This window comes from Acinetobacter entericus, assembly GCF_026168575.1.
Classification (GTDB): domain Bacteria; phylum Pseudomonadota; class Gammaproteobacteria; order Pseudomonadales; family Moraxellaceae; genus Acinetobacter; species Acinetobacter bouvetii.
On record NZ_JAPEQW010000007.1, the window covers coordinates 19,817 to 39,471 of the forward strand.

At 44.2% G+C, this 19,655-nt stretch carries 16 protein-coding genes and 1 pseudogene; 7 read left to right on the plus strand and 10 right to left on the minus strand.

Going from position 1 to position 19,655, the window contains the following annotated elements; all coding sequences use genetic code 11:
- Positions 1 to 46: 46 nt before the first annotated feature.
- Positions 47 to 1,729, plus strand: a complete 1,683-nt coding sequence (locus OKC24_RS07185) for an amidase (RefSeq protein WP_265464924.1) — start codon at positions 47 to 49, stop codon at positions 1,727 to 1,729.
- A 41-nt stretch (positions 1,730 to 1,770) separates the two neighbouring features.
- On the opposite strand, the gene xerA is transcribed toward OKC24_RS07185, so the two are convergent.
- From xerA to OKC24_RS07225, 8 genes are all read right to left on the minus strand, one after another.
- Positions 1,771 to 2,694, minus strand: coding sequence for a site-specific tyrosine recombinase/integron integrase (gene xerA, locus OKC24_RS07190; RefSeq protein ID WP_265464925.1), 924 nt, complete (start codon positions 2,692 to 2,694; stop codon positions 1,771 to 1,773).
- A 9-nt stretch (positions 2,695 to 2,703) separates the two neighbouring features.
- Complete coding sequence (locus OKC24_RS07195; protein ID WP_265464926.1) at positions 2,704 to 3,318, minus strand: alpha/beta fold hydrolase; 615 nt, start codon at positions 3,316 to 3,318, stop codon at positions 2,704 to 2,706.
- A gap of 102 nt (positions 3,319 to 3,420) precedes the next feature.
- Positions 3,421 to 4,266, minus strand: coding sequence for a diaminopimelate epimerase (gene dapF / locus OKC24_RS07200; protein ID WP_265464927.1), 846 nt, complete (start codon positions 4,264 to 4,266; stop codon positions 3,421 to 3,423).
- A 13-nt stretch (positions 4,267 to 4,279) separates the two neighbouring features.
- The gene (gene lysA / locus OKC24_RS07205; protein WP_265464928.1) at positions 4,280 to 5,524 is read right to left on the minus strand and encodes a diaminopimelate decarboxylase; all 1,245 of its coding nucleotides are present in this window, start codon (positions 5,522 to 5,524) and stop codon (positions 4,280 to 4,282) included.
- A 23-nt stretch (positions 5,525 to 5,547) separates the two neighbouring features.
- Complete coding sequence (gene lptM / locus OKC24_RS07210) at positions 5,548 to 5,769, minus strand: LPS translocon maturation chaperone LptM (RefSeq protein ID WP_131276263.1); 222 nt, start codon at positions 5,767 to 5,769, stop codon at positions 5,548 to 5,550.
- Positions 5,770 to 5,886: 117 nt separating this feature from the next.
- Complete coding sequence (locus OKC24_RS07215; protein ID WP_130146607.1) at positions 5,887 to 8,889, minus strand: DUF4132 domain-containing protein; 3,003 nt, start codon at positions 8,887 to 8,889, stop codon at positions 5,887 to 5,889.
- Between the two features lie 24 nt (positions 8,890 to 8,913).
- Positions 8,914 to 9,312: a hypothetical protein gene (locus OKC24_RS07220; RefSeq protein ID WP_130146609.1), complete on the minus strand. Its 399-nt coding sequence runs from the start codon at positions 9,310 to 9,312 to the stop codon at positions 8,914 to 8,916.
- Positions 9,313 to 9,450: 138 nt separating this feature from the next.
- Complete coding sequence (locus OKC24_RS07225; RefSeq protein WP_130146610.1) at positions 9,451 to 10,854, minus strand: amino acid permease; 1,404 nt, start codon at positions 10,852 to 10,854, stop codon at positions 9,451 to 9,453.
- A 285-nt stretch (positions 10,855 to 11,139) separates the two neighbouring features.
- Here OKC24_RS07225 and radA point away from each other — a divergent pair, with 285 nt between their 5' ends.
- The 3 genes from radA (at position 11,140) to OKC24_RS07240 (ending at position 14,536) form a co-directional block, all read left to right on the plus strand.
- Positions 11,140 to 12,537, plus strand: coding sequence for a DNA repair protein RadA (radA, locus tag OKC24_RS07230; RefSeq protein WP_265464929.1), 1,398 nt, complete (start codon positions 11,140 to 11,142; stop codon positions 12,535 to 12,537).
- A 118-nt stretch (positions 12,538 to 12,655) separates the two neighbouring features.
- Positions 12,656 to 13,663 carry a Tim44 domain-containing protein gene (locus OKC24_RS07235; protein WP_130146614.1) on the plus strand — a complete coding sequence of 336 codons (1,008 nt, stop codon included), beginning with the start codon at positions 12,656 to 12,658 and terminating at the stop codon, positions 13,661 to 13,663.
- Positions 13,664 to 14,023: 360 nt separating this feature from the next.
- On the plus strand, positions 14,024 to 14,536 hold the full coding sequence (locus OKC24_RS07240) for a tetratricopeptide repeat protein (RefSeq protein WP_130146616.1): 513 nt from the start codon (positions 14,024 to 14,026) through the stop codon (positions 14,534 to 14,536).
- Between the two features lie 73 nt (positions 14,537 to 14,609).
- Here the strand turns inward: OKC24_RS07240 and OKC24_RS07245 are convergent, their stop codons facing one another.
- Both OKC24_RS07245 and OKC24_RS07250 read right to left on the minus strand, forming a co-directional pair.
- Positions 14,610 to 15,134 (minus strand): cysteine peptidase family C39 domain-containing protein, encoded by a 525-nt coding sequence (locus OKC24_RS07245; protein ID WP_130146618.1) that lies wholly within the window; start codon positions 15,132 to 15,134, stop codon positions 14,610 to 14,612.
- A gap of 69 nt (positions 15,135 to 15,203) precedes the next feature.
- A pseudogene (locus OKC24_RS07250) lies at positions 15,204 to 16,144 on the minus strand (DUF4424 family protein).
- Between the two features lie 302 nt (positions 16,145 to 16,446).
- On the opposite strand from OKC24_RS07250, the gene ahcY reads away from it, so the two are divergent.
- The 3 genes from ahcY to OKC24_RS07265 all read left to right on the plus strand — a co-directional run bounded on the left by ahcY (position 16,447) and on the right by OKC24_RS07265 (position 19,588).
- On the plus strand, positions 16,447 to 17,829 hold the full coding sequence (gene ahcY, locus OKC24_RS07255; RefSeq protein ID WP_130146622.1) for an adenosylhomocysteinase: 1,383 nt from the start codon (positions 16,447 to 16,449) through the stop codon (positions 17,827 to 17,829).
- A gap of 180 nt (positions 17,830 to 18,009) precedes the next feature.
- Positions 18,010 to 18,846, plus strand: coding sequence for a methylenetetrahydrofolate reductase [NAD(P)H] (metF, locus tag OKC24_RS07260; protein ID WP_130146624.1), 837 nt, complete (start codon positions 18,010 to 18,012; stop codon positions 18,844 to 18,846).
- A gap of 25 nt (positions 18,847 to 18,871) precedes the next feature.
- Complete coding sequence (locus tag OKC24_RS07265; protein WP_130146626.1) at positions 18,872 to 19,588, plus strand: 16S rRNA (uracil(1498)-N(3))-methyltransferase; 717 nt, start codon at positions 18,872 to 18,874, stop codon at positions 19,586 to 19,588.
- The last annotated feature ends 67 nt before the right edge of the window (positions 19,589 to 19,655 follow it).

The following is a 19,655-nucleotide window of genomic DNA, read 5'->3' on the forward strand; positions in this document are numbered from 1 at the left end:
CTTGCATTGCTTCTCTGATCAAATACGATCACCGAGGAAAACATCTGTGCTGAACTTTAAAAAAACTATTCTACTTATATCGCTTTCTGCATTTTTAAGCGCCTGTAACGATTCAGATGAATCTGCATCGAATGCAGATAATGAAACTATAAAACCAATTGCATTCACCCCAGTTGAAGCCAGTATTGCAAGTGTGCATCAATCGATTCAAAGTAAAGGCGCCAGCTGTGTTCAAATTGTGCAAAGCTATTTAGACCGAATTGAAGCTTATGATAAAAAAGGCCCCACATTAAACAGCATTATTTCTGTTAATCCGTCCGCATTAACAGACGCCCAAGCCCTTGACGATTATTATGCACATACAGGCCAACTCAAAGGCCCCCTTCATTGTGTAACGGTCTTGCCCAAAGATAATATTGATGCAATGAACATGGCAAATACCGCTGGATCACCCGCTCTGAAAGACAATTTCCCAAAAGATGATGCCTATATCATTCATAAAATTAAAGAAAATGGCGGCATTATTTTAGGCAAAGCCAATTTAGATGAATTTGCTTTTGGTTTTGGCGGTAAATCCAGCCATGAAAATGGCGGGCAAACTAAAAATGCTTATGACCTGACGAAAGGGCCTGGAGGTTCATCTGCAGGCACTGGCGCTGCAATTAATGCCAGCTTAGCATTAATTGGCATTGGCACAGATACTGGCGGTTCTATTCGTATTCCTTCCGCCGTGCAAGGCTTGGTTGGCCTACGCCCTTCACTGCGCCTGGTCAGCCAAGACGGTATTATTCCTTTGGCGCCTACCCAAGATACTGCAGGCCCAATGTGCCGCAAAGCAATCGACTGCGCTATTTTAATAGATAGCTTAACTGGCTATGATCCATCCCCCTCATCTAATCAGCGCAATGATTTTGACCGTCTTGCGCCTTTAGTCGCTTCCGAAACGGAATACCGTACTTTGTTTTCTGTGCCAAATTCTTATGTTCCAGCAGAAACTGCATCATTACAAGGCAAACGCATTGGCTTGGTTCGGGCACTCTATGCACAGCCCAATAGCCGCGGCGTGATGAGTGAAGATGGCCAACTGGTTAATGATGCTATGGATCAAGCTGTAGAAAAAATGAAAGCTGCGGGCGCGATTGTCGAAGAAGTAGACATTGAAGATTTAGCCAATATTTTAACCAAATACTCCAGCCTTTCCGCCTATGAGTTTAAGACATCACTGAGTGCTTATTTAAAAACCACGCAAAGCATTTTTCAATCTTATGCAGACCTGCAAAAAAGCGGCCTGATGATTGCGACTTTCAATAACTATGACCGTGACCCAACGGCAGCATCCTTTATTGAAGGCTATCATCTCAATACTGTGATACGCGCGCCGCATGTTCGCGGAAATCTCAATGCGGCCCTAGACCATACAGACTTAAACGGTGTATTTAAGGGCACAAGCTACGATGCCTTGGCCTATCCAACCATGACTGCTTTAGCTGCCGACTTAGGCAACAGCCCATCTGCTGGAACGAATAACCGCCTCAGTCCATTTAGCGGCTTCCCTGCCCTTTCCATGCCGGCTAAAACAGTGACATCATCACGCAGCAGCTATCCAATGAACATCAATATTGAATTCATCGCACGTGAATTTGATGAGCCAACATTGTTGAATATTGCGACAGCTTTTGAGAAAGCAAATCCTGCACGCCAAGTCCCTGTTCACAGCCCGGCGCTATAATTCTTTGCTAAAAAATAAATGAGGAGTTTCATGCTCCTCGTTTATTTTTTAGCTGCCCGCGGGTGCGCCTGATCATAAACTTTCGCCAAATGATCAAAATCGACATGGGTATAAATTTGAGTTGTGGTTAAATTGCTGTGTCCCAGCATTTCCTGTACCGCGCGCAAGTCCCCGCTATTGGACAGCATATGGCTGGCAAAGCAATGACGCAGTAAATGCGGATGCAAATCCACATTGACCCCTGCCCGCTGCGCTTGAAATTTCACCCGGTTTTCAATTTGCCGCGCGCCTAAAGGATTGCCTTTTTGGGTAATAAATACATTGGCCTCGGGTACAAAATCACCGTGCCATAATGGATACACCTGTAGCCAATTCATGACAGCTTCTTTGGCTTTTGCGCCAAACGGCACAATACGGGTTTTATTCCCCTTACCGGTAATGCGCAGCAGCTGCCGGTTAAAATCAACATCTTTGATCCGCAGCGACTGCACTTCCGCCAAGCGCAGCCCGCTGGAATACAGCAGTTCTAAAATCGCTTTATCCCGCAGCCACATTTGCTGCTGCGCCTCTGTTTCTGGCGCTGGCTGATCCAAAATTTGATTGACCGTTTCGATATCCACCAAACCCGGCAAAGGGCGGGACTGGCGCTTTAGCTGGAAATTATCGGCAGGGTTGAAACGCATATATTCACTATGCTCCGCCCATTTCATAAATTGACGGATCGCGGACAGCATGCGCTGCAAACTGCTGGAACTGAGTTGATGGCACTCGACCTTATATGCCAAATATTCACGCAGATCCGAGGTTTCCAGATCTGATAACGGAAGATTCCGTTTGCCGCAAAATAGAATAAAGTCCGAAACATCGCGCTCATAAGCCCGCAGGGTATGCGCAGACTGATTTTGAATTTCCCGCTCTTTGAGCCACATACCCAGCAATGCAAATGCATCTATTTTAGAGGACATACTGTCGCCTCATGCGCTGCTTTCTAAAGCATGTAAATATTCGGTGACGAATTCAGCCACTTCCGATGCATGCTGCGCTGCAAATAAATGATCGCCATGTTGAATAATATGCAGTGTTGAATGTTGAAATTTCTGATTTAAGTACCGTCCGACTGCAACTGGGCTGATCAAATCTGCATCGCCCCACAACAGCAGCACTTCTTGGTTAATCTTAGATAATTGGCTGGCGTAATCCAAATGAACAGCAGCAAACCAGTCGGGATAATTTAAAAACTGATTCTTGTACGCGCTCCGCCAATCTTCAACCTGGAAAGGGCTTAAATCAATACCGCCTGAAGTCGCAATGAGCACCAGCCCTTTCACCAGCTCAGGCTTCTGCAGTGCAGCCTGCAGCGCCAATATGCCTCCCATCGATTGCGCGATAATTATGCACGGCTGATCAACCTGTGCCAGTACATGACGGCTCAGGCTATCAAAATCATAGACACTTTCCTGCATGGGCACTGAACCAAAGCCGGGATAGCCAATAATGTGTTTGGAATAGCGCTCTGGCAATAAGGCCATTAATGGATGCCAAAATTCAAGGCTGCCGGATGCGCCAGGAAGAAATATCAATGGTGTCATTCAAGTTCAAGGCAAATGCATTCTTTTATACAGCATAACTGATTTACAGGCATAAAAAAGCACCATCTTACGACCGTGCTTTTTTTATTGCTTAATTTGGCTTTAACCTTGGAAGTAGCTCAAATCCAAACGGCCTTCGTAGACATTTGCAGTCGGACCGGTCATCCAAACCACATCGCCTTCGCGCCATTCAATTTGCAGTTTGCCGCCAGCCAATTCAATTTCCACTGAATTTGCCAATAATCCACGGCGCATGCCTGAAACAGCTGCCGCGCAAGCGCCTGTACCGCAAGCCAAAGTCTCGCCGACACCGCGTTCAAACACACGCAGACGCGCATGCTTTTCATCAATGATCTGCATAAAGCCTGCATTCACCCGCGCTGGAAACCGCTCATGCGACTCCAGCTGCGGGCCTAAACGCGCGACATCTGCCTGAATCACATCAGGGACAATTGTCACAGCATGCGGATTGCCCATATTCACAACATCAATCGTGAGCTGTTCGCCATCAGGCAAGCGAATGTCATATAAATTTTCAGGTTCTTCTGCAAGAAATGGAATTTCATGCGGCAGGAATTTAGGATATCCCATATTCACGCGGACCCAGCCATTCTGCCCCAGTTCCGGCTCTACAATGCCAGCCTTGGTCTGCACTTTCATTTTGGTTTTCGTGGTCAGCTTACGCTCATGTACAAAACGCGCAAAGCAGCGTACCCCATTGCCGCATTGTTCAACCTCAGAACCGTCTGCATTGAAAATCCGGTATTTAAAATCGACATTCGGCATATCGGGCGGTTCAACAATCAAAAGCTGATCAAAACCAATGCCAAAATGACGGTCTGCCAAACGCTGAATGGTCATCGTATCTAAAAATGCGCGCTGACTGATTAAGTCCAGCACCAAAAAGTCATTGCCTAGGCCATGCATTTTAGTAAATTCTAATAGCATCTCGAATTACTCCTTAAGGCAACAGGCGTTCGCGTTCCCACAATGATTCGATGCTTTCGCGCTCACGAATCAAATGCGGCTGATCACCATCGACTATCACTTCCGCAGCGCGGCCGCGGCTGTTGTAATTAGAACTCATCACAAAGCCGTATGCACCGGCGCCCAGCACTGCAAGAATGTCATTTTCCTGAATTGCAAGCTCGCGCTCTTTCCCTAAGAAATCGCCCGTTTCGCAGATTGCGCCAACCACATCCCACTCTTTCGCTTCAGTATCGCTACGCGGCGTCACTTCCTGAATATCCATCCATGCTTCGTATAAAGCGGGACGGATTAAGTCATTCATGGCGGCATCAATAATAGCAAAGTTGCGGTGATTGGTCGGTTTCAGCAAATCGACTTTAGTCAGCAGCACGCCTGCATTGGCCGAGATGCTGCGGCCCGGCTCCATATAGACTTTCATGCCTAATTTTTCTAACGCCGGCTTCATGGCATTGGCATATTCTTCGACGGACGGAGGAGTTTCATCCTTGTAGGTGACACCTAAGCCGCCGCCAATATCGATATGCTTAAGATTGATGCCCAATTCTTTGAGTTTCTCAATCATCACCATCACGCGGTCTAAAGCATCCACAAAAGGCTGGGTTTCTGTCAGCTGCGAACCGATGTGGCAATCAATGCCGACGACATCTAAATTGGGCAATGACGCTGCATATTGATATGTTTCATACACGCTGTCAGATGGAATGCCGAATTTATTTTCTTTTAATCCCGTCGAAATATACGGATGGGTTTTGGCATCTACATCTGGATTGACGCGCAGCGAAATGGGCGCTTTTTTGCATAGTTTTGCCGCTACTTTCTGAATGCGGTCCAGCTCTGCATAAGATTCGACATTAAAGCAGGCAATCCCCACTTCCAGCGCTTTTTGAATATCAGCTTCTGTTTTGCCTAGGCCGGAAAATACAATTTTCGATGCATCGCCGCCCGCTTTTAAAACCCGCGCCAGCTCGCCGCCCGTCACAATATCAAAACCGGCGCCCAGCTTGGTCAATACATTCAATACCGCAAGATTAGAGTTTGACTTTACCGCAAAGCAAATTTGATGATCGATAAAGCTGAATGCACGGTCCATATCTAAATAATGCTTTTCAAAAGTTGCTTTTGAATAAACATAAAGCGGCGTGCCAAATTGCTCTGCGAGCTGCTGTAGAGAACATTGCTCTGCGTGCAAAACCCCATTAATGCGGGTAAAACTCATGAATGTATCCTTGCTTTTAAGAGTTAAGGTGTAGTGGTGGAAGTCGAATCTTCAGGTGCAGCTGGCGGCTGAACTGGAGCCTGTTCAGTGTGCTTGGCAGATTTTTGCGGCGCTTCTGCATCTGAATAAAGCAAATATTTTGCACGTTTATCGTGGTTCTGATCGTTCGGCAGCTGCAAAGCGCCCGACTGACCGCAGGCAGACAAAAACGCGCAGCTCGCCAACATTAAAATTTTATAATTCATAAAACGATACATAAACGTACCTAATGAAATGATTTTCCCGAGTATAACGTGATCAACGGATGGATAAAAGAAAAGCCCCGCAGTAAATGCGGGGCTATATTCAGTTCTGCCTCTATTTTAAGCAACTTTAATTTGCTGCTGGATTAATTCATCTTTAATTTGATGATCTTGCGCCAATAACAATACCTTGCTCAAGATCAGACTGAGCATAGCATCATCTTCAAAAGGTAAAAATAAATGCGCGACATGTACCGCTTCTAACTTTTGCTGCGGCACAATGCAGATGAACTGATCATTCGGTGACATAAAAATATGTCCTGTACCTAAATGAATTTTATATTCATGCAATTGACCTTGTACATAAACAAAATGTGAGTCTAGGCGGCACTGATAAGCTATGTCTAATCTCGATAAAATATGATCTAAACTATCATGACGATTAACAATAATTTGGCTCAGTGTGGATTGATAGCGTTGTGAATAATAGCGTTGCATCTCTTCAGGAAAACCCGTCAACTCCAGTGCGTAATCTAAACCAATTGAACAGCCTTGAATAAAATAATCAGCATCGCGCATTACTTCCGAAAAAATTAATTTTGGCACATCGTTCAAGTCAATCAGCTGACCTTGACTGGTGCTAAATTTAATCTCTTGCGTCTTAATATAAGCATATACTCCCTGCTCATTTAACAAAGTTGAATGTTTTGGAAAATCCACAGCTAAAATCGCAATAATCCCTTGTGCTGGGAAATACCGTGAAGGCAGACTAACATTATCCCAGCCCCCTTGAATCTCGTAATTCCAAGCTCTGCCTGTTGCCACAGCCCGAAATTTAGATTGTTGTAAATAATGATAAGCAAAGCGCAAAGATTGCTGTTCCTTTAACTCAGTTTCAGTCGCAATATAGACTTCTCTAAAAGCTTGTCTAAAAGGTTGCTGAATCTGTTTTATCAAAATATATTCACGCCAAGCTTTCACCTCATCCAATGTCGCTTCAATCGGATGCCATAAACGCAGACTTTTGATTTGATCTGCATTCACCGTAATAACTTGCTGGCGCACATCCAGCCAGTGCTGCGTATCCGCCTGATAACAGCCAATAACTTGTTCGCTATTTTGTAATTCTAGTTGCCAAATTAAACGCCCTGCGAGCCATCCCAGAATCCCATGCCCTGCAACATACTGCTGCCAAAAACCGTAAGACCAATGTCGTTCTTGAAGCAGCGCTTCTTCAAAACCCAATGCATATACTTTAATTTGTCGGGCAATGAGTGCGGCTTGTTTTTTTAAATCTTTATAGACACTCGAACTGGTTAAGCCTTTGATTGTTGACGCAGCCACTTGCTGATCGGATTCAATCCACACCTCACATTGTGTATCTCCCACACAATGTAAACCAAGCTGATAATCTCCCCAAGCAACTGGATGAATACTTTTACCTTGGATAAAATCAAAATCTTCTGCCACTACTTCTTTAATTTCATCCACTGTTAAATGATTGCTCACAGCCGCCTCATTTAAGGCTTTACGGATAACTTTCTGCCCAAGTTCGTAACGAATTTTTTTCTGCAAAAAGCTCAGTTTTGCTAAACCAGTTAAACCATGTTGCGCCAAAGCATGTAAACAGACACCGCCTAATACTGCACTAGTCGCACCTACACCAGCAATTTTACGATAACAATATTCGCTCATCAGTGTTAAAACATTTAAAAGCTCATCTTGGCGTGTTTTCTGAAATTGCTGAAACCAGACAATCCCTTTTAAGGTATTTTCATTTTTACTGTTAAAGGGGCGAGTATCCGCAACAGCATGCTTTTTCATCACAGTCCACCAATGCTGCAATTGGTCTAAGTAATGATTTTGAATCACTGGACTTTGCTGCCAAATTTTTTCAGCGTCAAGCAACCATTTTTTTGTTGGTTTTGCAGAGCTTACAGCATCTACATGCTTCCAAAACTTGTACCATTGTTGTTTTTCATCCACAGCTAAAGCATCAAACTCTTTTTGCAGCACGGCAACCCATGCCAACCGAGCATTGCCCTGTCTTAAAAAAGCCCCAACCGCCGCTTCTTCATCTGAAAATGGCAATTGATAATCCAGCATCTGCATTTGTACTGTGGCAACTGTTTCCTCATTGAGGACAGGAGATTGATAGTGCTGTACGGTCTCATGAATTTTCTGTTGATATTTTTCTAATTGCTTGGTCGGGAAAAAGCCAAAATGACTTAACTGAACAAAATTGATTTGTTTAAGGACCGCAATCAAGGCTTGTGACAATTGCTTTCTCTTCGCTTTTTGCGACACCATTTTGGTTATAAGCTGTATCAATCGTCTATCACGAATCAATTTTATAAACTGTAAAAATTGCTCAATCAGTAAGATAAAACTTCGCTCTTCAAATAAAGTAATGTCTTCATCTTCAATCGCAACCAGAAACATCCCAAAAAAATATTGATGCAAAACCGTCTTGTCATAGTGGTTTAAAACACGGGTTTCTAGATTTTGAGGACGGATTTCAAGTAAAACCGTCAACAACCAATACCATAAATCTGCTTTTTCAGTGTTTGAAAACACTCTCAACTGCTGCCGTGCCCATGTTTTTAAGGCCGCATAATCCAACATTTTTTCTGGATAAAGATATGCAGCGTGCTGATTCATCAGTTGAATGAGTTCAATTGTTTTACGTTGAATCTGCAGTGTACGCTGCAAGAAAAGATTGACCAGCTCAGCTTGATCTATACCCGCACATGCCGTTTTCAATACCCGAATCCCACGTCCTACTGCATGAGGAAACCGATAGGCTTGGTCTATCTTTTCAAAATTCAGAAAAATCTGCATCATATCCTGACGTTGCTCAGTATGTGCCGCATAGTAATCAACTAAATGCTGCAAATACTGCGATAAACTGAGCGTAGCTTCCTGCAAAACAATATTAGATTCATACGATTCCACATACGTAATCCATAACTGTTGTAAATGTGGTTGAATCCCCTGTTCTCCACATTGCTGCAAATAATTGAGCTGAGCTTGATAACAATCACGTAAATCCTGATTTCGTTCTGCCTGCAAGATTTGAATATTTTTAGTGACTGCTTGTTGAAATTCTTCTTGTGTTTGCATATTAAATACCCCATGAAATGAATTTTATTGACCTGTTAATGGAATTAAACGAATAAACTGAATTCTTGAATGTTCAGCCATATAAAAAACCTGATCGATATCTATAATCTGGACATCATCCACCAGCACAATAAATGCACCTTTTTTAAAAAGCTCAATAGCATAGGCGAGATGTTGCTCAGGATTCATTAACTGCTCCCATCGTGCAACAGGTCGATGCAAAACTTTATTTAAAATTTCTTCTTTACTATTTTTTTCTTGTACTTGTCGTATTAAGTGCCCTTGTATTTTTTGCATTTTCAGAAATACATATCGCGCTAAAACTTCAGGTAATGTGTATTGCTGACATGGAATTTTATATTCATTCTGATGGTCAATAATGTATTGCAATAAAGTTCCTGAAGAAAGATTCATCTTATCCATAATGTACTCTTAAAGCATTAATTTTAATCGAGTATATCCGGATATTTTTTGTTCTAAAATTAATTTTCTCGCTCAGCGTCAATTTCTGTCGTAAAAAAACGCCAGTCTAAAGCTGGCGTTTTTTTTATTTTACTTGAATTATTTGTGTTTCGGTTTATAGAAACCAAAGTAACCGATAATCAAAAGAATAAACCAGATTGGGCTGACCATCAGCGCTTTCATCGTATCTGCTTCTAAAGACAGCACGTAAATCATGCCGATAAAGAAGATGATGACCACCCAGCAGGTAAACAAGCCGCCAGGAAGCTTAAAGGTTGATTTCGCATGCAGCTCTGGGCGTGTTTTGTAATAAACAATATAGCTCCAGATAATCATCAGCCATACGCAAATAAACAAAATCGTTGATAATGTCGTTGCTAAAGTAAATGCTTCAACTGTATTAGGTACAAAATACTGCAGCGCTGCACCCAACAGCAAACATACTGCAGAGAAGTATAATGCATTTGCTGGAACAGCGCGGCTATTCAAATGGCCAAAGGCTTTCGGGCCTTGCTCTTCACGCGACAAGCCAAACAGCATGCGGGATGTTGAGAACACGCCGCTGTTCATAGAAGACATAACAGATGACAGCACCACCAAATTCATAATAATGGCCGCCGCTGCAATGCCCGCCTGACTGAATAGATTCACAAATGGGGAGACTGTCGGGTCAATTCGATTCCAAGGCGTGACTGACATGACAATCACCAAAGCCAGCACATAGAAAATAATGATGCGAACTGGAATTGAATTCACCGCTTTCGGCAAGTTTTTCTCAGGATCTTTGGTTTCGGCTGCGGTAGTACCTACTAATTCCACACCCACAAAGGCAAAGATGGCAATCTGGAAGCCTGCCAGGAAGCCCGTGACGCCTGTAGGGAATAAACCGCCATGCGACCAAAGATGAGAAAACGCAGCAACTTCACCTGTTGTTGAAGTAAAGCCGGTAAAGATCATCCATAAGCCAACACCAATTAAAACCACAATGGCAATAATTTTAATCAGCGCAAACCAAAACTCCAACTCACCAAACAGTTTTACAGTAACAAGGTTCAGCCCCATAATAAACACAATGGCGGCGATACTGATCATCACCCCTTCCCCAGGTGTGAAAGGTATGCCTCCATTAAAAAACTGCAGGTAATAAATAATTGCGGACAAATCTGCAATGCCGATGGTGATCCAGCACAGCCAATAGGTCCAGCCGACAAAATATCCTGCCCAAGGGCCAATCAAATCAGTCGAAAAATCGATGAATGATTTGTAATGGAGGTTAGACAATAACAATTCGCCCAGCGCACGCATGACGAAAAACACCATAAAACCAATAATCATGTAAATCAGTAAAATGGATGGACCAGCCAAGCTGATCGTTTTACCTGACCCCATGAATAAACCAGTACCAATTGCGCCGCCAATAGCAATCAATTGCAGATGGCGGTTAGATAAACTTCGCTTTAGTTCACTATCTTCGGTAGTCGAACTGAGGTTTTCATTTGACATTGTTATTTTGTCTCTCAGAATTCAGTGTGTAAAAGTAGCCCAAAAAAATAAAAATAAAAAAAGGTTTTTGAGCGATTAGCTGATATTTTTAACGTCCAATCACGTTTTAGATGTTTTTTTAAACAATGTCACCTGTATCCTTTTCTATTTGGCTCTGTCCTTGATAAATTAGCATTTTGCGTGCCAATTTAAATTATGCGGAGAATCTGCTCAAAAAATTGTTTTTATAAGCCGCTATTGCTACATTCTCAGCATCTCTAATTTCTTATACAGATAACAAGCTACATGAGTAAAGTCAAAACTGTTTACCGCTGCGAACAATGCGGGACTGATCATCCTAAATGGGCAGGCCAATGCACAGACTGCGGTGAATGGAATTGCCTCACAGAAGTCAGCATTGCACCGGCCATTAGCCACCGCGCGCAGCCCAAAATGGGCAGCAGCGGCGGCTATGCAGGCCAAGCAGCCTCTATCACCACCTTAAATAAAGTGACCGTTTCACGTGAATCACGCTTAGCTACAGGCATTGGAGAGTTTGACCGTGTCCTTGGCGGCGGCTTGGTCACAGGCTCCGTCGTTCTGATTGGCGGCGACCCCGGCATCGGCAAATCCACCATTTTATTGCAGACTGCCACACATATGGCGGCAGCCAACAGTTCGGCCTTATATGTAACCGGCGAAGAATCCCTATCTCAAGTCGCCCTGCGCGCACAGCGTTTAGACTTGCCGACCGATCAGCTCAAAGTCATGGCGGAAACTTGCGTAGAGCGCATATGCGATATTTTGGCGCACGAACGCCCAGCCGTGGCTATTTTGGACTCTATTCAGACCCTGTATACCGAAACCTTGCAGTCTGCACCGGGCGGCGTATCGCAAATCCGTGAATCAGCCGCTTTGCTGACCCGTTTTGCCAAGAACAGCGGCACATCTTTATTTATTGTTGGCCATGTCACCAAAGAAGGTTCGCTTGCCGGACCGCGTGTTTTAGAACATATGGTGGACTGCGTGCTGTATTTTGAAGGCCAGTCTGATTCGCGTTTCCGCATGATCCGCGCAGTGAAAAACCGCTTTGGCGCTGTCAATGAGTTGGGCGTGTTTGGCATGACGGATAAAGGCCTGCGCGAAGTCTCCAATCCTTCAGCGATTTTTCTCAGCCGTTATGATGAAGCCATTCCCGGCTCAATTGTGGTGATCAGCCGTGAAGGCACCCGCCCGCTGCTGGTTGAAGTGCAAGCGCTGGTGGATGATTCTCAGGGCCAGCCTAGGCGTGTCGCTTTAGGCCTAGACCAAAACCGCCTGAACATGCTGCTGGCCGTCATGCACCGCCATGGCGGCGTGCAAACCTCAGGACAGGATGTTTATGTCAACATTGTCGGCGGCTTAAAAATCACCGAGACGGGTTCAGACTTGGCGGTACTGCTGGCCTGCGCGTCGAGTATTCGAGGCAAGGCGCTGCCGCAGCAGTTAGCTGTGTTTGGCGAAGTCGGCCTTTCAGGTGAAATACGCCCTGTGCCGAATGGTCAGGAGCGGCTAAAAGAAGCCATCAAGCACGGCTTTAAGCATATTATTTTACCTCGCGGCAATGCGCCGCAAAGCCCGATTCCTTGCGTAAATATCATTTCAGTCGCACGCCTGCATGAAGCGCTGACTGAAGCAATGAATCTGAGTGAAGAACTGACTTAATCGCTATTTCATGTCTTGAATCGTTTTTTTAATAAAAAAAACGATTTTCCTATTGAAATTCAAATAAAATGCCTGCATAAATACAGGGCGATTTTTTATTTTTATATAGGTAAATTTAATGGAAGTTCGACAGCGTGGTTTGATTGCGGGCGTTTTGACCGCTGCTTTATTGGTTGCACCTTTAGCTGCAGAAGCAAAACGTGCAGGTGGCGGTAAAAGCCACGGTATGAGCCGTCAAGCGGCCCCATCTCAGTCTTACCAACAGCCTCGTCAAGCTGCTCCAGTTCAACAGCCAGCAACTGCAGGCGCGCCAGCTAAATCTGGTTCAAATGTAGGCGGCATGGTGGCTGCCGGTGTAGCGGGCGCTGCAATTGGTGCAGTTGCGGCTAACGCCATGGCAGATGATAAAAATACTCAGGCGGCTTCTGAAGCGCAAGCCGCGCAAGAAGAAGAAAAAGGTGGCATTCCTAGCTGGATTTGGATTTTGCTTGCTGCAGCCGCTGCCTTCTTTATTTTCCGTAAGATGGGCGCAAAAAAAAAACTAGCCAATAATCCATATGCACCAAATAACGGTTCATCAAACATGGCTTCTGCCAATAATGGGCCGTTTGGTCAGCAAAATGCTGCGTCAGGTTCAGCTGCTGGCGGCAGCACCAATATTTTTGGTCAGTCCGTTGGCGGTTCTACTGCGTCTCAAGCACCTGTAAACAACGCACCTTTTGCAGGCGGCGTATATACCAATTCCGGCAGCCAATTGCCGGACGGTACTGAGCCTGCGGCTTTTTTACGTGTTGCCCGTCAGCGTTTCAACCATATTCAGTCAATGAATACTGCAAGCAACATTGCAGAAATTCAGCGCTACTTAACGCCAAATCTTTATCAGTCCATGTATAACGACATTATGGCCAATCAAGATCAAGACGTTGCTGAGTTTTCTAACTTAAATGCAATGGTAGCTGATTCGACAACTGAGAATGGCCAATATGTTGTAAGCGTGCGCTTTACCGGTACCGTCAGCGAAGATTTAAACAGCCTTCCACAGCCATTTGCTGAAGTTTGGCATTTTGTAAAGCCTGCCGGTTCTAGCGAAGACTGGAAAGTAGCTGGCATTCAGCAAGAAAGCTAATCCAAAATGAATTTAAAAATAGCAGCTTCGGCTGCTATTTTTTTTGCCTGCTCTTGTTGCTAAATTACTAATCATTCAATCCATTACCGCGCTCACTAAAAGCTTCATCAATTCACTTTACGATGTGAAATGTGTTTGTACATAGATTCGCTTAAATACATGCAAACGGTACTCAGCACTCACCTGCTCTAGGCTGTGCACGCAAAGCGGAGCACATTGCTGCCCTGACAGCCTGTATGGGCGCAGCAGCAGCGCAGTTTTACTCCACTTAAACCCTGTGGTCTTAAAAGCAGATTTTTGGATTGGCTTTTTTGAAGCTAACCCATTAGGCTATGCCTATTCTGCACTTTTGGATCCGCTATGTCTGACCTTCCTATTTCACCTGCATTATTTAACCGCGCGACAGCAGGCAACCGCGATGCTCAATTTGAACTGGCTGAAATTTACATGCAAAGTGACAATGATGAGCATGTTGAATTGGCTGAAGAGTGGGCGCTGAAAGCGGCGCAGCTGGGGCATGTTGAGGCGATGTATTGGCTCGGCGAAGGCTATGCGGTTTATGCCAAAGACATGCAGGAAGAAGATGCTGAAGAATCGAAAGCTTATTTTGAACATGCGCACCGCTGGCTGGAACAGGCGGCAAAGCATAATCACCCTGCTGCCATTTTGGAATTGGCGAATTTTTACCGCCGCGGCGATGTCGTTGAAAAAGACATTGCCAAATCTATTGAGCTGGTCGAACAGTCTGCCAAACTCGGTGAAGTGCAAGCCATGCGCGATTTAGCGTTTATTTATGCCAATGGCTTAGGCATTGATGCAGATGAAGAAAAAGCGGATTTCTGGACTGAAAAAGCCAATGCTGCCGAGCAGTAACTGTAAGACTCATTTAAACTAAACAATCAGAGCCCATCATCAGATGGGCTTTTTTACATGACAGCCATTTCGCTCAACTCGCGATATAGTCATTTACATCCACAGTAATAACTTGGCGACAGATTCCCTCGGCCTGACGCTGCCGCTCAAAATCTTCGGCCGACATGGCGTCAAAGCTGTCAAAGAAACTGATTTCGGCTTCATCGATGTCATACACCAAGGAGTGATTGCCAATACCTTCAAAGGTATCGTAATAGGCAATTACAAACTTGTTTTGCTCAAAGGCCTGCAAAATTTCCGCATAGCCTATTGCAGGCAGGACAGGCAATTGCAGTTGCGCTGCTTCAGCATAACTGAGTTTTTCAATGTCTTGCAGATCTGGATCATGTTCTGTATAGAACTGCACGTTAAAGCCAAAATTTTTCAACCCAACGGCTAAACCAATCATCGTTGCGCCATATCCAGCTTCATAGCCGCAGACCTCTATCAGCTGCTGAATGTCCGCATCTATTCCTAAATGCTGCAGCAGCATCCAAACAGCGTAAATGCCGCCATTAGCCTCTAGGCTGGATAATTCTTCAGGCATTTCCAAAGACATAATCAAAACTCAAAAAATTGTCTGAAGCGATAATAAACAAATCATTCAAAATTTGCGTGAAAGTTTTAATCATTCATGGGCTTTAGCGTGCACAAAGATAATGTCTAAATCCTGCTGAGGCACAAAGTTCTTTTCTGACATTTGGAATCGTGTCGGACTGATTTTTTTGACTTTGCCCGCCCAGCAGAAGGACACGAGTTCTCCTGCATCCCGTTCAATCGTCAATTTAAAGTCTTGAATCGGTTTGGCCCAATTCGCTCCAGTTTTTAAGATATAGCCTAATGCCTGATAAGGCGCCTGCTGCGATTTTGCTTTCTTTAACCCAGCTTTAAAGTTCCGATCCATGCAGTACGCTTTAGTATCTTCTTCCGGATACAAAGCCACAGAGCCACCTACCAGCGGTGCATATTGATGCTGTACGCGAGTAAACGCATTGGCTTTAAACGTTTGCTTCCAGCTGTAAATCACTTGAGATGACCATGAAATGACTTCATTCGAATCTTTAGGCAATGCTTTTTGCAGCGTTGCATTTTTACAGTTTCTGAGCTTTGCCTCGAAAGTTTCATATTCATCATCTTGCCTGCTCCACGGGTTGAGCATGTCTTTTTCGGTAAACCCGCATTGCTTAAAGCTGTCCGTTATATCAATGAGTGCTGTTTTTTCATCTTTATAAATAAAAGTACGCACATGCATTTCTGGCTGAATCGTTTTGCCATTCACCTGAACTTTAAAACTTTTGAGCAATTTTTCAGTATCGGCAAAATCAGATTCAAAGAAATTTTCAACTATCGGCAGCGGGAACAAAACCGTTTCAGTCACATCTTTATTACTCAGGTTTTAAACTGATAATCGACTTTAATATTTTTTTTACTAATAAACAGGTCTTCACTGAACATTTGAATGTCTTTATTTTTCAGGTACTGCACACCACCTGTTGCGACATAGCCCGTCGAATCGTTGGCCATGATTGACGCGGAAATTAGAAGCAAGGCACCGAGTAATTTTTTCATCATTATTCTTTTATTCCAAACAGACCTATATAAAGTCAGAACGCATTATTCCATAAAATTTACAGATCAAATGCTTATCCGTTAGATATTAATCAATTTCAGATTGGAACTCATCCTAATTCCAAGTACAATACCCCGCTAGTCGAGGGATGCTGCGACTTTTTCACAGGCTGATTTTCAAAAACAGCAATGTGAAATCGCTAGGCTCGACGATTCGGTCATAGGCCTGTGAAATAACAGTGCTGATCAAAAACGGCATCCGCGAACATAACGATCCAATCTATTTTTTCTAGGAGATCCTGATGAACGCGGTCACTGCTTCATTTACAGATTACAAAGTTGCCGACATTTCACTTGCTGATTACGGCCGTAAAGAAATTAAACTTGCAGAAGCAGAAATGCCAGCCCTAATGGGTCTTCGCAAACGCTATGCAGCTGCTAAACCGCTTGCTGGCGCGAAAATCCTTGGCTGTATCCACATGACCATTCAAACTGCAGTTTTAATTGAAACTCTAGTTGAATTGGGCGCAGAAGTTCGTTGGACTTCTTGCAACATCTTCTCTACTCAAGACCATGCTGCTGCTGCAATTGCTGCTGCAGGTGTTCCTGTATTTGCTTGGAAAGGCGAAACAGAAGAAGAATACATGTGGTGTCTTGAACAGCAAATCAATGTAAACGGCACACCTTGGGATGCCAACATGATTCTGGACGATGGCGGTGACTTAACTGCGCTTGTTCACGAAAAATATCCTGAAGTGATCGCTAAAATTCACGGTATTACTGAAGAAACCACTACTGGCGTGCAGCGTCTTTACGAAATGCACCGCGACGGTACTTTAAAAGTTCCAGCTATTAACGTAAATGACTCTGTTACTAAGTCTAAGAACGACAACAAATACGGCTGCCGCCACTCTCTAAATGACGCAATCAAACGTGGTACAGATATGCTTTTATCTGGCCGCCGCGCGCTTGTGATCGGTTATGGCGACGTAGGTAAAGGTTCTGCGCAATCACTTCGTCAAGAAGGCATGATTGTACGTGTCACTGAAGTTGATCCAATCTGTGCAATGCAAGCGTGCATGGACGGTTACGAAGTTGTTGCTCCATACAAAAACGGCGTGCAAACTGGCAAGAAAGAAGACATCAACCTTGACCTTCTGCAAAACACTGACTTGATCGTAACCACTACGGGTAACTACCACGTATGTGACGCAGCGATGCTTGATTCTTTAAAAGCAGGCGCTGTTGTATGCAACATCGGTCACTTCGATACTGAAATCGACACGAACTACCTACGCGGTTACAAGTGGGTTGAAGTTAAGCCTCAAGTTCACCAAGTGTATCGTTCAGAAGATGAAAATAACTATTTAATTCTTCTTTCTGAAGGCCGCTTAGTGAACCTTGGCAACGCTACTGGTCACCCGTCACGCATTATGGATGGTTCTTTTGCTAACCAAGTATTAGGTCAAATGCATCTATTCGCTGAAAAATTTGCCGATCTTCCTGAAGATCAAAAACAAGCTGCGATTCGTGTAGAACTGATTCCTAAGAAATTAGACGAAGAAGTTGCTGCAGCGATGGTCGCTGGTTTCGGCGGCGTATTGACGACTTTGACTCAAGAACAAGCTGATTACCTAGGTGTTCAAGTTGAAGGTCCGTTCAAAGCTGAGGCTTATAAATACTAAGTTTTTCACCTCTCCTAACCTCTCTTGCGCTGAACTTTTAAGCAGTGCTTAAAGCACGCTCAGGAGAGGGATTTTTCATTACAGTTTTAAATAATGTAATGGATTCCCCTTCTCCCTTAGGGAGAAGGCTGGGATGAGGGAAATAATAAACAAACAGTATTTATAAAAAAGGATTTGAACATGTCAAAACAGATTCCTATTTCCTTTGAGTTCTTCCCGACCAAAACTGACGCTGGCGCGGAAAAACTTAAAGTTGTACATCAAGAACTTCAGTTGCTCAATCCTGAATTTTTCTCTGTAACATACGGTGCAGGCGGTTCTACCCGTGAACGCACATTGTCTACATTGAATGATTTCAACGGCAAAGGCACACCTGTTGCTCCCCACCTGTCTTGTATTGGTGACAGCAAAGCACGTATTGCTGAATTGCTGGATTTGTATAAATCACAAGGCATTGACCGCATTGTTGCACTTCGCGGCGACTTGCCGTCTGGTCAAGTGGGCTTAGGCGAATTGCCTTATGCAACGGACTTAGTACGTTTTATTCGTGAACATACAGGTGATCACTTCAAAATTGAAGTTGCTGCCTACCCAGAAATGCATCCGCAAGCAGACAGCTTTGATTTAGACATCAAGCGTTTCTGCGACAAAGCCAATGCAGGCGCAAACGCGGCATTGACACAGTTCTTCTTTAATCCAGATGCATACTTCTACTTTGTAGAGCGCATTCAGAAAGAAGGCGTGAACATTCCTGTCGCTCCAGGCATTATGCCAATCACCAATGCAAGCAATTTGATTCGCTTTGCAGATGGTACAGGTGCAGAAATTCCGCGCTGGATCCGCAAACAGCTTGCAACCTATGGTGATGACACAGATTCAATCAAAGCCTTTGGTCATGAAGTGATTGTAAAACTTTGCGAACGCCTGATTGCCGGCGGCGCGCCAAGCCTGCACTTCTACACCATGAACACCACTGATCCAACGCGTCAGCTTGTCACTGACCTTGGCTTAGCTTAATCCCCATTGCGCGAGTAATACTGAAATGCCCCGTTTTTTTATTGAAGCTGATTTAACTGTTGATACGGTCATCGAATTAACTGAAACAGTTTTTCATCACTGGGTGAAAGTATTGCGTGCGCAAGTGGGCGAAAAAGCCACCTTGTTCAATGGGCAAGGCGGCGAATTCGAAGTTGAATTGACGGAAGCCTCTAAGAAATCTGCTTCAGTCAATATCATTTCATTTAATCCAGACAACCGCATCCCTGCTTTTAAGGCTTTACTCGGCCAAGTCATGAGCAAAGGCGACCGTATGGATTATGCGATTCAAAAAGCCGTTGAACTGGGTGTGGCGGAAATTCAGCTGCTGACCTCTGAACGCTGTGAAATGCGCTTGAAGTACGACCGTGACCAAAAGAAAATAGACCACTGGCAAGGCATTGCCATTGCAGCCTGTGAACAATGCGGCATGAATGTTGTGCCAAAAATTCATGCCCCGATCAGTTTAGAGGCATGGCTGGCATACGATCTGCCGGAGACTAAACTGGTTTTAGCACCCAATAAAGATGAAACAGATGTACTTGCGGATGCATCTTTACAAATTGCATTGCTGATTGGCCCAGAAGGCGGACTGAGTGAAGCTGAAATTCAGCAATCCAATTCCGCTGGCTTTAAAAACTGGTGCATAGGCTCGCGAGTCTTGCGCACTGAAACCGCTCCAATTGTTGCCCTGTCAATTTTGAATTACCGCCTAAAAGCCTAGCTCATCCGAATATTATATTTTTGTATACAATTTGATTGATTTTTATGTTTAACGTAATTAATCTAAT